This is a genomic window from Pantoea sp. GW821-FHT03E06 (genome assembly GCF_059420725.1).
The window spans coordinates 1,158,807-1,173,384 of sequence record NZ_JBWKUG010000001.1 but is presented as its reverse complement, the minus strand read 5'-3'; the positions used below and the strand labels follow the sequence as shown (position 1 = coordinate 1,173,384).

General features: G+C 52.7%; 14 protein-coding genes and 1 pseudogene. 11 read left to right on the top strand and 4 right to left on the bottom strand.

Translation table 11 applies throughout. From position 1 onward, the window contains the following. Positions 1-80 precede the first annotated feature (80 nt). Entirely contained in the window at positions 81-1,163 is a 1,083-nt protein-coding gene (locus AC07WB_RS05335; RefSeq protein WP_494940155.1) for a malate/lactate/ureidoglycolate dehydrogenase, read from the top strand. A gap of 39 nt (positions 1,164-1,202) precedes the next feature. On the opposite strand, the gene gntT is transcribed toward AC07WB_RS05335, so the two are convergent. Further along, a complete protein-coding gene (gene gntT, locus AC07WB_RS05330; RefSeq protein WP_097094609.1) occupies positions 1,203-2,519 on the bottom strand; it encodes a gluconate transporter in 1,317 nt (438 codons plus the stop codon). 124 nt (positions 2,520-2,643) lie between these two features. Here gntT and AC07WB_RS05325 point away from each other — a divergent pair. Further along, a pseudogene (locus tag AC07WB_RS05325) lies at positions 2,644-3,953 on the top strand (iron-containing alcohol dehydrogenase). A 35-nt stretch (positions 3,954-3,988) separates the two neighbouring features. Here the strand turns inward: AC07WB_RS05325 and AC07WB_RS05320 are convergent. Then, positions 3,989-4,816: a Cof-type HAD-IIB family hydrolase gene (locus AC07WB_RS05320; protein WP_494940154.1), complete on the bottom strand. Its 828-nt coding sequence runs from the start codon at positions 4,814-4,816 to the stop codon at positions 3,989-3,991. A 109-nt stretch (positions 4,817-4,925) separates the two neighbouring features. After that, positions 4,926-5,399 (bottom strand): RcnB family protein, encoded by a 474-nt coding sequence (locus AC07WB_RS05315; protein ID WP_097097574.1) that lies wholly within the window; start codon positions 5,397-5,399, stop codon positions 4,926-4,928. Between the two features lie 747 nt (positions 5,400-6,146). Here AC07WB_RS05315 and AC07WB_RS05310 point away from each other — a divergent pair. Further along, positions 6,147-6,659: a 2-thiouracil desulfurase family protein gene (locus AC07WB_RS05310; protein WP_345827098.1), complete on the top strand. Its 513-nt coding sequence runs from the start codon at positions 6,147-6,149 to the stop codon at positions 6,657-6,659. Here AC07WB_RS05310 and AC07WB_RS05305 read toward each other — a convergent pair. Beyond that, the gene (locus AC07WB_RS05305) at positions 6,611-6,850 is read right to left on the bottom strand and encodes a DUF1272 domain-containing protein (RefSeq protein ID WP_097097575.1); all 240 of its coding nucleotides are present in this window, start codon (positions 6,848-6,850) and stop codon (positions 6,611-6,613) included. The genes AC07WB_RS05310 and AC07WB_RS05305 overlap by 49 nt on opposite strands. A gap of 213 nt (positions 6,851-7,063) precedes the next feature. Here AC07WB_RS05305 and yhfZ point away from each other — a divergent pair, with 213 nt between their 5' ends. The 8 genes from yhfZ (at position 7,064) to AC07WB_RS05265 (ending at position 14,553) form a co-directional block, all read left to right on the top strand. Continuing rightward, on the top strand, positions 7,064-7,957 hold the full coding sequence (gene yhfZ / locus AC07WB_RS05300; protein ID WP_097094612.1) for a GntR family transcriptional regulator YhfZ: 894 nt from the start codon (positions 7,064-7,066) through the stop codon (positions 7,955-7,957). Between the two features lie 11 nt (positions 7,958-7,968). Beyond that, complete coding sequence (locus AC07WB_RS05295; protein WP_494940153.1) at positions 7,969-8,322, top strand: PRD domain-containing protein; 354 nt, start codon at positions 7,969-7,971, stop codon at positions 8,320-8,322. Positions 8,323-8,385: 63 nt separating this feature from the next. Next, positions 8,386-9,552: a YhfX family PLP-dependent enzyme gene (locus tag AC07WB_RS05290; RefSeq protein WP_494940152.1), complete on the top strand. Its 1,167-nt coding sequence runs from the start codon at positions 8,386-8,388 to the stop codon at positions 9,550-9,552. After that, on the top strand, positions 9,545-10,792 hold the full coding sequence (locus tag AC07WB_RS05285; RefSeq protein WP_494940151.1) for a phosphopentomutase: 1,248 nt from the start codon (positions 9,545-9,547) through the stop codon (positions 10,790-10,792). Before AC07WB_RS05290 ends, AC07WB_RS05285 begins: the two co-directional genes overlap by 8 nt. A gap of 18 nt (positions 10,793-10,810) precedes the next feature. Further along, on the top strand, positions 10,811-11,173 hold the full coding sequence (locus tag AC07WB_RS05280; protein WP_345827102.1) for a DUF2620 domain-containing protein: 363 nt from the start codon (positions 10,811-10,813) through the stop codon (positions 11,171-11,173). A gap of 71 nt (positions 11,174-11,244) precedes the next feature. Beyond that, positions 11,245-12,528, top strand: coding sequence for a YhfT family protein (locus tag AC07WB_RS05275; protein WP_494940150.1), 1,284 nt, complete (start codon positions 11,245-11,247; stop codon positions 12,526-12,528). A 129-nt stretch (positions 12,529-12,657) separates the two neighbouring features. Beyond that, on the top strand, positions 12,658-13,761 hold the full coding sequence (locus tag AC07WB_RS05270; RefSeq protein ID WP_097094617.1) for an AI-2E family transporter: 1,104 nt from the start codon (positions 12,658-12,660) through the stop codon (positions 13,759-13,761). 111 nt (positions 13,762-13,872) lie between these two features. Then, positions 13,873-14,553, top strand: a complete 681-nt coding sequence (locus AC07WB_RS05265; protein WP_494940149.1) for an HAD family hydrolase — start codon at positions 13,873-13,875, stop codon at positions 14,551-14,553. Positions 14,554-14,578 lie beyond the last annotated feature (25 nt).

The following is a 14,578-nucleotide window of genomic DNA, read 5'->3' as shown; positions in this document are numbered from 1 at the left end:
TTTACTTAATTTGCTGACTTGCGGTTATTGCCGTTTTCGTCGCAGGATGCGTTATTGACCATGATAAGGAGATTAACCGCGTGAGTACTCAACATCGCATTCCCCCTTCCCACCTGCATCAGTTTGTTCAAGCCATTTGGCTCCATGCTGGCAGCAGCGCGCAAGAAGCTCAATTAGTGGCTGAACACCTGGTTGCCGCAAACCTGGCGGGACATGATTCGCACGGCGTCGGCATGATCCCAAGCTATATGAACTCGCTGGCGCAAGGCTTCCTGCAGCTGAACCAACACCCAACTGTCGAAAAAGATGCTGGCGCGGTACTGACGCTTCATGCTAACAACGGGTTTGGTCAGGTTGCTGCATATGAGGCGATGCAGCTTGGCATTGAGCGTGCAGCCAAATTGGGCATCGCGGCAGTGGGACTCCATCATTCGCATCATATTGGTCGCATCGGTCATTGGGCGGAACAGTGCGCCGCAGCGGGTTTTGTCTCTTTCCATTTCGTGAACGTGATGGGCGATCCGATGGTTGCCCCTTATAACGGCAGCGATCGACGTTTTGGCACCAATCCCTTCTGTGCAATTTTCCCGCGCCGTAATGCCAAACCCCTGTTGCTCGATTTCGCCACCAGCGGTATCGCCTTCGGTAAGACTCGGGTGGCGTGGAACAAAGAGCAGCAGGTTGCGCCGGGTTATCTGATCGATCATCAGGGCAAACCGACCACGGAACCGGGCGTAATGCACCAGGCACCTTATGGTTCGCTGATGCCGTTTGGCCTGCACAAAGGTTATGCGCTGGCGACGATGTGTGAAATTTTCGGCGGCGCGCTGTCGGGCGGTCGCACCACGCATGATGAGACGCTGGTCACCAGTCATGATGCCATTTTCAACTGCATGACAACCATTATTGTGAACCCGGAGGCGTTTGATGCACCAGCCATGCAAGAAGAGGCTGAATCATTCCTCGATTGGGTGAAACAGTCACCTCAAAGTGGCAATGAAGCCATTCAGGTGCCCGGTGAATGGGAAGAACATAACAGAGTGGCGCGCTATCGCGACGGTATTCCGCTTGATAACAACAGTTGGCAGCAAATCTGTGCAGCGGCGCTGCAAGCGGGTATGCCTCAGGAAGAACTCGCGGCTTTCCGTGCGCTAACGCAGTAAACGGCGCAAGGCTGAGGCGCGCAGCCTCAGCCTGAATGCTTATATAACGCTGGCCAGCAGCAAACATCCCACCAAACCACACACAGAAATGATGGTTTCCAGCGCTGACCATGAGCGGAAGGTTTCGCCGATGGTCAGGTTGAAATACTCTTTGAAGAGCCAGAAACCCGGATCGTTTACATGCGAGAAAATGACGCTGCCTGAGCCAACGGCAATCACCATCAATTCTGGGCTGGCACCACTGGTAACAATTAGCGGTGCGACAATCCCGCCTGCGGTGATCGCCGCAACGGTGGCCGACCCTAATGCAATGCGCAGCACGGCGGCAATCGACCACGCCATAAAGATCGGCGACAGATTGGTTGCATGCATCATATTAGCGATGTATTTATCCACACCGCTGTCCACCAGCACCTGTTTAAACGCCCCGCCGCCGCCAATAATCAGCAGCATCATGGCGATAATTTTAATGGAATCTGTAATGGTAGCCATCACCTCATCCATGCTGCGTCCACGGTTTAGCCCGAAGGTAAAGATGGCAATCAGTACCGCGATCAATGTAGCCATAATCGGGTCGCCGAAAAACTCCGCATAAGGCAACAGCACGTGACCTTTTGGCAACAGCATTTCCGCCACCGCACGCAATGCCATAAGTACTACGGGCACCAATGCTGTCCAGACGCTGACGCCAAATCCTGGCATCTCTGCCTCGGTAAAAGTTTTCGGATTCCACAATCCTTCCGGGATTGGTTTATCAATTCCTTTCAGGAAACGCGCATAAACCGGACCAGCAAGAATCACGGTAGGAATACCCAGCAGCGTACCGTAGAGCAGCGTTTTACCCATATCTGCGTTAAACAGTGTGGCAATCGCTGTTGGACCCGGATGCGGTGGCAGGAAACCGTGCGTGACGGAGAGTGCCGCCGCCATCGGTACCCCCACGTACAGTAAAGGAACTCGCGCGGAGGCGGCGATGCTGAATACCAGCGGCAACATCAGCACAAAGCCCACTTCATAGAACAATGCAAAGCCCACGGTGAAGCCCGTTAGCACCAGCGCCCACTGAATATGCTTCTGCCCGAATTTGGCAATCAGCGTGGTGGCAATACGTTGCGCCCCGCCGCAATCTGCCAGCAGTTTTCCCAGCATCGCACCAAAGCCCATGATCAACGCCAGACTGCCCAGGGTACCGCCTACCCCGTTTTTAATCGAGATAATAACTTTATTGACCGGCATGCCCTGCATCACGCCCACGGCCAGCGCGACCAGAATCAGCGCAATAAATCCGTTCAGTTTGAAACGGATCATCAGCAGCAGCAGTAACGCTACGCCAATCGCCACATAGAGTAATGGCATAATTTTTCTCCACTTTTGCGCACGGTAATCTACCGGCAGCGGTTTATTTTGGTTATCCCAGAGGATGTTGGATACAGCAGCGTGCGGGATGAATAATCACCACGGCCACGATGTTACGGGTATCATGTTAAGGGTAACATTGTGCACAAAGCACCTGGCGCAGCGGCGGAATTTCTGTTTTGCGAAGGTGATCAACTTTTTGCCTGTGCGTTATCAGAATGTTTGCAGCGGGAGTGTCACGGCTTTTCGTTACACTAGGGTCTTTCGCCATTTAAGAAGGACATGCAGGTGAGTGAGAATCTGATCGCGTTGTACAGTAATCAACAAACCCTGTTTGGTCGCGGCAGTATCGACCAGTTAATTCCCCTGCTGGCAGCCGATACTCAGCCAACGCTGCTGTTTTGCGGTCGCTCTTTCCTCAACGGTCCGGCCTGGGCGCGCCTGGGCGCTGCGCTGAACGATCGGATTATCGGCTATGAGATTGTCAGCCATGAAGCCTCGCCGGATGAGATCGACGCCTGGGTGCGGCGCTGGCGCGGTCACGTTGATCGTGTGGTGGCGATTGGCGGCGGCAGCGTACTGGATGCCGCCAAAGCTTTCAGCGCGATGATGCAACATCCACTCAACACGGCGCGCTATCTGGAGAAAGTCGGTGACACCCCGGTGCAAGCCGTAACCTTACCGCTGATCGCCATTCCCACCACCGCGGGCACCGGCAGCGAAGCCACGCAAAATGCCGTCGTCACCGATCAGCAACACATTCAGGTCAAAGCCTCGCTGCGTCATCCGGTATTTGTACCACAGGTGGCGATTCTCGATCCCGATCTGCTAAAGGGCGCGCCGGATAGCGTGTTGGCAACCTGCGCTATTGATGCCTTTACCCATTTATTTGAAGCTTATCTGTCACGCAAAGGTAATTTATTTACCCAGCAAACCGCGTTAAATGGGCTGCAGCTGTTCTTCAAAGCCTGGCCGGATTTGAATCGTGACGATGAGCGTGGGGATGCGGCACGCGAGGCGATGATGATGGCATCGTGGTTGGGTGGCGTGTGTCTGAGCAGTGCCGGTTTGGGCGTGATCCACGGTATTGCTGGTGAACTGGGAGCGATTAAACCCTTTCATCACGGCGAAGTCTGCGGACGCTTACTCTTCCCATTCCTCGATGTGCTGGCGGAAACCGAACATGCTGAACAGCAGCGTTTGATGGCACAACTCGGCCAGCTGCTGCTGCCAGACGATCCGGCTCCGCCGGCATTAGCGTTGAAAGCCTGGATTCAACAGCACGCGATTGTGCCTTTCTGGCTTGATGGACCAACGCTCTCTGCCAGCGACGTTGAATGGATCGTGACGCGCGCCAACAGCAAAAACGGCTGGATCAGCTACGATGCCCCCACATTAATGGAGATGATCGCCGCAGCCTGGCGCATTATTTAAGTGATAGCGGGCAGCCGATGCTGCCCGTTTAATCATTAGCCGGTAAACGGGGCTTTGCCCGCCAGCATTTGCTCAATCACCTGTAAAACCCCCTCTTCATTGTTGCTGGGCGCTTCGAAGCGTGCCGCGTTTTTCACCTTCTGTGGCGCATTCGCCATCGCAAAGCTAAAGCCCGACTGCTGCAGCATTTCGAGGTCGTTACCGCCATCACCAAACACCAAAATTTCACTGCGTTCGATGCCCCAGCGCTTGCCCAGCAGATCAAGCCCGTGGCCCTTATGGTTGCCGGGCACAATCAAATCCACCGAACCGTGTCCACTTGAGGTCGCGGCGGCTGCGCCATGATGCAGGCGTTCGATGTCCGCCATCAGCGGTTCCACATAATCATCTGACAAATTTAGCGCGAACTTGAACAGCTTATCATCGGCCACTTCATCCAAACTGCGGATAGGCTTCAGCCGATGGCAGTAGTGACGCATTTTCACCAGCCATGATTCATCAAGACCATCGAAATAGTACGCACTTTCACGTCCGCACAGGATGTAGCGCAGTTCGGGATAATTGCCGTTGTGCAGCGTATCCAGCACCGCATCAATGTCCTGTCGTGAGAAAGCACCGCAGAACAACTCTTCATCACGATCGATAATCCATGCGCCGTTCTCCGCCACAAAGGCTATTTCACTGGCAATCTCAGGGAAGAAGGATTTGAGTTGGTAATATTGGTTGCCGCTGGCCACGACAAATTTGATACCGCGCCGTTTCATTTCCTGATAGCAGGCGTTAAAACGCGTGCGGTTGAACTGTTTTTTGTCATCGAGGAAGGTGCCGTCTTTGTCCACCGCCACCATTTTTACCACGGTCATCATCACTCCTTAACGTATAGAAAGGAAAAACGGGTCGGATAGAGAATAACCTGGTGAGCGGATAAAGCGGAGAGAAACACGGATGGCCGCGGCCATCCGTTTGCAAACGTTAGTTGAAAGCGCCGTTAAGCAAAATGGCAGTGATGATGCCAGTTGCTGCCGCTACCAACACATAATTACCATCGATATATGCCCAATGTTCGCCGCGTGGCGGCTCATAAAGACCGCGATTGCGCCAGTCATCTACGCGATAGTGCGGTCCGCGAAACTCTGGTGGCGCAGGGTAGCCGCGACGGAAGTCATGACCGCCCCAGGCAAAGCGATCGCCGCCATGATGGCCTTCCGGCATGCGATGTTCAGCATAATGATCGTGACGATCGGGGCCCGGGCCGCGATCGTGATGGTCGCCACGATCCGGTCCACGGTTATCGCCACGATCGGGACCGCGTCCGTGATCCTGATGTTGATCGCCGCCGTGTGACTGCCAGCGTTGATCGCCAGGGCCATCCGCCCATGAGGCGCCAGAAAACAGTGTGCTGCATGTAATAAGTGACGCAATAAGAGTTAATGTTGTTTTTTTCATGGTGTTGCCTCCAATAATAACGGCGGTTGCTGTGCCGTTGAGCATTACTATTGATTAAATGGAGGCGGAAAAGCATTTCCAAAATTCTTAAAAAACGAAGACTTACAAGAAATTACGTCAAATTATCACTTTCTTAACGATTGTGTATTCTTTGACATTAATTCATTAAATGAAGTACGCAGGCATGTAATCGTAATAGCGGGTGGAATAAAAAATCCCGACCACAAGGATCGGGAGGATAATTCATTTCCGTAAATGACATAAAAGGGTAAACCCTGCAAACATGAGGGTAAAACTGAAGCACACAACGCCACATCACTAGCATTGCCGATAAATAATATCATTTAAAATTGAAAAACTCTGTTGAAACGTGCTGATTTTCAGAAAAATACGCAAAAACTCATCAAAGGTAAGAAATAACATTTATCGCGAGAGAATCGGCATCAAATAAGGTATGAGCTCTGACCAGCCCCTCGTGCATAAAGAAAACCAAATTAGACTGCTGGTGCCAGCATAAGATAAAAAACAATAAAATCAACAAAATGAATGTAAGCCATCACTTACCTTCGCTTTCCCTTTTCAAAGTTTAGCGTTATTCATTAATGAAATCAGTATTAATAAGATAGAATCACTCCTAAGAAAGATTAATGCACAACAGTGATTACTATCGCACTTAATATTACGTATGTTGTGCAGTGCTTTAATACGTCGGCGTGATTTTCCACCTTATTTAAGGAGAAAGATCTCATGGAAAGAATATTAGTCAGCGCCTGCCTCATGGGATATGCAGTCCGTTATAATGCCAGTGATAAAGCCTTGATATCAGAAACGCTAGTGCGCTGGCGTGCTGAACAGCGCCTGATCATTCACTGCCCAGAGCTGGCCGCCGGTTTGAACACGCCACGTTTACCCGCCGAAATTCGGGGTGGTAGCGCAGCGCACGTTTTATCCGGAGCGGCGCGCATTGTTGAATCAGATGGTCATGATGTCACCCAACACTATATTTTGGCGGCGTGGTTAGCGCTGCGCACAGCGCAGGAGGCGAACTGTCGTTTTGCTCTGCTTACCGATGGCAGCCCGACTTGCGGGAGTCGACGCATTTATGACGGTAGCTTTAGCGGCCAGCAGCTAGCCGGTCAGGGTGTTGCGGCAGCATTATTGCGCCAGTACGGCATTGAAGTCTTCGCTGAATCACAGCTTGCTGAACTCATTCATCGTGTGGATGATGCGGACAAATGTCGCGTTGTCGATGCAGGATGACGTACCAATGCCGCGGCAGGCCGAATGGGGCGCCGCACCAGTTCACCGCTGCAATTAGGACAGCGCTGCGCCAGCCTCCCTTCCGCACACGTCACGCAGAAGGTGCATTCAAACGAACAGATGCGTGCATCAGATGCATCCGGCGGCAGATCTTTATCGCAGCATTCGCAGTTAGGGCGTAGTTCCAGCATCATTTTCTCCCGTTCATTTCCAGCCTCTATCTTCACTAGAATCACGCTTGCGTACCAGTCAGCGTACAGACATCAGATAGCCAAATTGGGACATCAGATGTCCGCTATCGCTACAAAACATTTGTGACCTGTCTCGCACTCCGCTTCTTCCCTGCTTGCTGCTCGAGGTAGAATAAAACATCATTTAAATGTTCACAAAAATGAAGATTAAGCATGAGTAAAGGTTTTATCAAAAAAGAAGGTCTCGCCTTAGTCAGTCTGGCTCGCTATTTATTCAGGCTCAAACCCGGCGACCGTTTGAAAACCATTGATGTGCTGTCCAGTGAACTGGCGCTCTCTGTGGGCGTAGTGCAGAACGCGCTGAAGAGTCTTGAAGCGGCCCAGTGCGTCACGCTGGATCGCCGCGGACGCAACGGCACGGTGCTTAGCAAGATGGATTTTCCTCTGCTGCTTGAGCAGGCCGATATCGGCAACATTTTGTGTGCAATGCCGCTGCCTTATACCCGACTCTACGAAGGGTTAGCCAGCGCCATTAAAACGCAGTTCAGTGGTTACCCGCTCTATTTTGCTCACATGCGTGGTGCTGAAGTGCGTATCGATTGCTTAATCGATGGCGTCTACGACATGGCGGTAGTTTCACATCTGGCAGCGGAAAGTTATTTGCAACAGGGCGACGTCACGGCGGTGCTGAATTTTGGTTCCGGTAGCTATGTGGCCGGTCACCAGCTGCTCTACCGCAAAGGCAGTAAAGCCAGCATTCGCCGCGTCGGCATTGATCCACGCTCGCCGGATCAGCGCCTGCTCACTGAACGCGTCTTTGCAGGACAAGAAATTGAACGCGTTTCGCTGCCTTATAACCTGACGCTGGCAGCGCTACAGCGGGGCGATATTGATGCCGCGATTTGGAATATAACAGACGAAGCGGCAGAAGGATTGGTGCAGGAACCGATTGAGTGTGCCGATGCAATGAAAGCCTCTGAAGCGGTGCTGCTGATTCATAACGAGGCAAAAGTGATTCAACATTTAGTGCAGTCGCTGATTGATATTCCACAGCTGCTGCGTCATCAACAAGATGTCGCGCTTGGCATCAGGGAACCGAGTTATTAGCAGGTATCAACATGGAAACACGTTTACAGATTTTACACGACGCGCAGGTTATCGATAAGGATGTCTATCACGGCATGCTGGCGGTAATTGCGCGACTGGAGCAGCACTGGAATCTGCGTATCCGCCATGCGCAGGGAGAAATGATGATTACGCACATGGCCAACGCCATGATGCGAGCACGCCAGGGCGATATTATCCCGGCGATCGACGCTGAGATTTTAGCGGAGATCACCCGTTCCGACTTTTACGCCAACATCCAGGAAATGCATCACGATTTGCTCAGCCTCTTTGCTTTTACCGTTCCAGAGTATGAGCAAGGCTATCTGCTTGCCAACCTCTATGGACTGGTAGTGGCGCAACAATAAAGCGCAGCGTGATGTTATTTACACCATAAATATTCAAAAAAATGAAAATAAAGGACGTTATTGATGTTCCTTAATGCGCTGGAAAAACAAAATCCAGCCCTGATGGAAGCCGCGCTACGTTTTTGGCAGCGCGGCGAAATCCGCCCCGACAGTTATGTGATTGATGTCGATCAGGTGCTGGAAAACGCCAGATTGTTGCACGCTACCGCTGCACACTATGGTCTTAAACTCTATCTGATGAGCAAGCAGTTTGGACGTAATCCACTGTTGTGCAAGCTGATTTTACAACAGGGCTTTCACGGCATTGTCGCCGTGGATTTCAAGGAGGCCCAGCAACTGTGGCAGCACGGTTTACCGGTAGCCCATGTGGGTCATCTGGTGCAGTTGCCAGAACAGCTGATTGATTATGCCGTGGCACAACGTCCAGAGGTCATCACTGTTTACAGCCTCGAGAAGGCGGAGAGCATTGCCGCCGCCGCACGTCGCCATAATCATATCCAGCCGCTGCTCCTAAAAGTGGTCGATCAGGGTGATGTGGTTTATCCCAATCAGGAAGCCGGTTTTACGCTAGCCGAATTGCCAGCCGTGTTGACGCACCTGCAGGCGATTGAGGGGATCACCATCATCGGCGTTACCCATTTTCCCTGCATGGCATTCTGCGATGCGGCGCAACAAACGCGCCCCACTCCCAATCTGCAAACCTTACTGACCGCCAAAACGCTGCTACAGCAACACGGCATTGCCGTGCAGCATGTCAACGCGCCATCCGCCAGTAGCGTATCGACGTTGCCGCTGCTTGCCGCTCACGGCGTAACGCATGCCGAACCGGGCCATGCGCTTACCGGCACGCTGCCGGCCAATCAGCACGGCGACGGCGCGGAGAAAATCGCCATGCTCTATCTCTCCGAAATCTCGCATAACCACCAGGAGAGCAGCTATTGCTACGGCGGCGGCCACTATCGTCGCAGTCATATGCAGCGCGCTGCGGTATGGCATCAAGGTTGGCAGCACTGCGCAGTGAAAGCGATTGACAGTGACAGCATTGATTACACCTTACCGCTGGCCGGTCATTGGCCAATTGGCAGCGCCGTCGTGATGTGCTTCCGCACCCAGATATTTGTGACACGCAGCGACGTAGCGTTAATCGGGGGAATTAGCCACGGCAACCCCCGGCTGCTCGGCTTGTTCGACAGCCTTGGCAACGCACTGCAAGAGGCGACAAATGAATAAATTTTTGGTGCTGGTTATCGACAGTTTTGGCGTGGGTGCCATGGAAGATGTCGCCAAAGTACGTCCACAAGATATCGGCGCAAATACCTGCGGCCACATTCTGCAAACTTTCCCCGCGCTGCGTCTGCCGGCGCTGGAAAAACTGGGGCTGATTAACGCGCTGCATATGGCTGCGCCTGACTTCAACGATAGCGTTATGCGTGCCAATCCCGCGGCAGCGTTCAGTGTGGCGCAGTTGCAGCATGAAGGCGGCGACACTTTCATGGGTCATCAGGAGATCATGGGCACGCTCCCCTTGCCGCCGGTGCGCATGCCTTTCTCCAGCGTCATCGACAATGTGAAAGCAGCGTTAATCCACGCGGGGTATCAGGTTGAGCAGCAGCGCGTCAGCGGCTTATCTCTGCTTTGGGTTAATGATGCTGTCGCGATTGGCGACAACCTCGAAGCTGATTTAGGTCAGGTGTTTAATATTTGCGCAAATCTATCCGCAATATCTTTTAGCGACGTAGAAAGCATTGGCCGCATTGTTCGGGCACAGGTGGAAGTGGGTCGCGTTATTGCCTACGGCGGATTGCTGGAGAGCAGCGCGCAGATCCTCGCAGCCATTGAAACTAAGCAAGATACCTACATTGGTATCAACAGCCCGAAGGCGGGGGTTTACCAGCACGGTTTCCAGGTGGTGCATCTCGGTTACGGTGTGGATGCCAGTACCCAAGTGCCACAGCAATTACATCAGCAAGGCATCCCCACCGTGTTGGTGGGCAAGGTGGCGGACATCGTTGAGAACCCGCACGGTCGCAACTATCAGCGTCTGGTCGATTCACAAACCATTCTGGATATCACCGCCGAAGAGATGCAGCGCCCAGAAGCTGCTTTTATCTGCACCAACATTCAGGAAACCGATCTTGCAGGGCACGCCGAGGATGCGGCGCGCTATGCGGAACGGCTGACACTGGTCGACAACGCCCTTACCGGCCTGATCATGCAGATGGATAGCAGCGACTGCCTGGTGGTGATGGCCGACCACGGCAACGATCCCACCGTCGGCCACAGCAAACATACTCGCGAGCAAGTCCCGCTTTTAGTTTATCGCCCAGGCCAGCAGGCTTGCGCGCTCGGTATACGCAGCACCTTGTCTGATGTCGGTGCCACCGTGTGTGAATTTTTCCATGCTCGCGCACCGCAAAACGGCCGCGCGTTTCTGGCGGCGCTTAATGCCACCAGACTTCAATCAGCTTAATCAAACCAGGTGACAACCATGATCAATATTGCCATTGGCGGACAGTTAAACAAAAACGAAATCAAAGAGTGTCTGGAGAAGTTCGGAAAGGACAAGTTCACCGCCCATATCTTCACCGACATGGATGCAGCGATGAAGGTAAAAATCGGTAGCTATGACTACTACCTCGGTGCTTGTCAGAGCGGTGCAGGCGGCGCGTTGGCCATGGCGTATGCGCTGCTTGGCCGCGATAAATGCGCCACCATCGCCAATGCCCTCACACAGCCCAGCGAAGAGAAAGTTGCGCAGCTGCTGGCGAGTGGTACCAAAGCCTTTGGTTTTACCAACGATCGCGCCGAAAACGCCGTGAAAGCGTTCGTTGCGGCACTACTAAACGCATAAAAACAGGGGCCGGCGTCGCGATGACGTCAGTTCCAGCTAAAGCACCATGCAGCTTTTTACAGGGTGACACCATGGAATCCATCAATCTTATAAAAATCCTCCTCTTTGCGATGATGGGAGGCTATGCCACTTTTCTCGCGAATCGCTCAATCGCGGTGTATCACGACGGTCTGCGTCCGATTATGCCGGAGTTTATCAATGGCAATATGAGCCGCAAGGAGTTGGCGGGTATCTCGTTTGCGATCAGCATCGGCTTCATTACCGGTTTCGCCATGCCCATCACGCTGGCCACCGGGGTGATTGTTATCCATATCGTGTTATTAACCGCCGATATCATCGGCGTCTCGTTCAACAACACCAAGCTGGCCGTGCTGCTCGGCACGATTTATGGCGCATTAGTGACCGTAGCGCTGGACGGTATTATCAAAGGCTTTGCCTATTTGCCGGTGAATTTCCTGGACGCGCTGGCGGCGGTGGGCGATCCGATTATCTATGCCTTCGTAGCATTCCCGGCTATTGCCGTTGGTTATCAGTTTGGTAAAAAAGCCGGCCTGATCACCATCATCTTCTCGTTCTTAGGCCGCGTGGTGATTGAACGCATCAATCCGCTGACCGTGGCCGGCAACGAAATATCACTGAGTCCGGAAGGCATTGCGATGCTGGTCGGCATGATCTGCCTGCTTTTCTTTGCCTCTCGTGATAAATCTCGCAGTGAAGAGATTGAGCACAGCATGTTTGATGACAACATCAAACGTATCCGCAAAAACATCTTCTATCTGATGCCGATGGCAGCGCTGATCGCCATCACCGCGCACTATCACTGGCTGGCAGGCGAACCGATTGCCGCCGCACTCGTGGGCAAAGGCAGCATGACTTCGGCAGCGATTGTCGCTATCGTCCAGGCACTTGCCTTTATGCCGTTAATCATTACCACTGCGATGATCAGCGGCGTCTATGGCACCAATGGCTGGTGCGACTGGTTCCTTGGCCTCGGCTATCTGGCGCCTAATCCGCTGGTGGCCGGTATTCTCGGTGCCGGTGCGATGGGCATTGAAGTAAAAAGCCTGAGCCGAATCGGGCGTGCCATGAACCGCTTCCCGGCGTTAAAGATGTCCGGCGATAACATCCGCACGTCTATGACGCAGATTCTGGAGATCGCTCTGCTGGTAGGCGGCGTAAATGCCGGTAATCAGATTTGGGCTGGAACCGGCATGTTTGTGGTGGTCAGCCTCTATATTCTCAATGAAATCAGCGGACGTCCGGTGATGAAGTTAGCGGCAGGCCCGATTGCTGCCATTATCGTCGGTGTGCTGGCCAATATTTTTGCCGTGTTGGGATTGCACATCGTTGCCTGATTGAGCGCTGAAGCGACGTGCTCAGGCGCGTCGCTTTGACGTTCAAGCGAACCATCTTTCCTAAAAACATTACATTCCGCGTCAGGCGTTCTATAGTTCAGTCGCCATATCTACTGACGAGACTATGTAATGCGTATTAAAGGACTTAATTTAGGCTTCTTTATCGTAATTTTGGCGATTGTCACTTTCGCCTTTTTTGATGTGCTAACACCCTATTTCTCAGCCATTTTCTGGGCCGCAATTCTGGCGGTCATTTTCCATCCGTTGAAGACACTATTACGAAACAAAATGGGCGATCGTAATGGTTTAGCCTCGTTCGCGACGCTGCTGATTATCTGCCTGATTGTGTTTACACCGTTGGCGCTAATCACTTCATCGATGGTGGTCGAGGTCAATACGGTTTACACCAAGCTGCAAAATAACTCCGCGCAATTCCCGGCGGTGTTTGCCGATCTGCTGCAGCATCTGCCCTCCTGGGCGCGCAACTATCTCGCCGAAAACAATCTGAACAATGCGCAGGAAATTCAGCAGAAGCTCTCAGGTTTTGCGCTGAAAGGCGGTCAATACATGGCGGGCAGCGTATTCCTTATTGGTAAAGGCACATTTACCTTTACCGTTGGTTTCGGCGTGATGCTCTATCTGCTGTTTTTCCTGCTGAAAGACGGCGCCTGGCTGGTGAATTTAATGCTGGAAGCGCTGCCGCTCTCTACCTACGTGAAACATCACCTGATGATGAAATTCGCGGCAGTATCGCGTGCCACGGTAAAAGGCACGGTGGTCGTTGCGGTCGTGCAAGGGGTGCTTGGCGGCATCGCCTTCTGGATCACCGGCATTGATGGCAGTTTGTTGTGGGGAACCTTGATGGCGTTTCTGTCGCTGATCCCGGCGGTGGGCTCGGCGATTGTTTGGGTACCGGCGACCATCTTCTTTTTCGCCACCAGCGCGATATGGAAAGCGCTGTTCCTGATTGGCTTCTTCGTGGTGGTCGTTGGCCTGGTGGATAACATTTTGCGTCCGCTACTGGTAGGCAAAGACACCAAAATGCCTGACTACCTCATCCTGATCTCCACGCTAGGTGGCATGGAAGTTTACGGCATTAACGGCTTTGTGATTGGTCCGCTGATTGCCGCGCTGTTCATTGCCTGCTGGAATCTGCTTTCCGGTCGCGATAACCGTGAGAATTCCGAAGAGATTGACGAAGAGTTTATCGAAGAGGGAAAAACTCGCGAGTAAGCGTTGAGCGTGGCTACCTTCACCGGTAGCCACGTTGGTGCATGAGAATATCTGTCAGCCATTTGTTATCATCGCTGCATCGAGTACAGCCTGCGACGAAACGAGAAAATTATGTCCATGGATTCCCCCCTGCCGCGTGCAAATCAGGTCCTGTCCGTGTTCGATTTTGACGGCACGTTGACCATCCACGATAGCTTCATCCCCTTTCTACGCTTCATTTTTGGCAAGCGCGTATTTGCACGTAAATTGACGAAACTGATGCTGCCAACCCTGCGCTGTATGCGAAAAAAGCTCACGCGTGACGAATTAAAAGAAGTGTTGATTAAGACATTTTTAACCGGGGTTGAGGAGCAGTGGCTACGCCAGCAGGCACAACGTTTCTGCGAAGCAAACTGGCATAAATTGATGCGCCCAGCTGGATTGCTGGCGGTTGCTGCAGAGGTTAATGCCAGCGCGGAAGTGACCATCTGCTCAGCCTCACCAGCGATGGTGCTCGCCCCTTTCGCAGAACGTTTGGGCATCAATCTTATCGGTACCCAATTAGAGGTCGTTGACGGCATTCTTACCGGAAAGATAACCGGCCATAACTGCCGCTGTGGACAAAAGGTCAAGCGGCTGGAGCATGTTTATGGCCCGCTGCATAACTATCACCTGCGCGCCTGGGGCGACACACGCGGTGATTTTGAATTATTGGCCGCTGCACAAGATCCACACTGGCGCCATTTCCACCCAACGTGGAAAAAACGCCGTATGCCATTGGAAAAACTGCGCATGCTGCGGCTTGATCCTTAGCGACGCAGGCGTCGTCAGAAGAGTT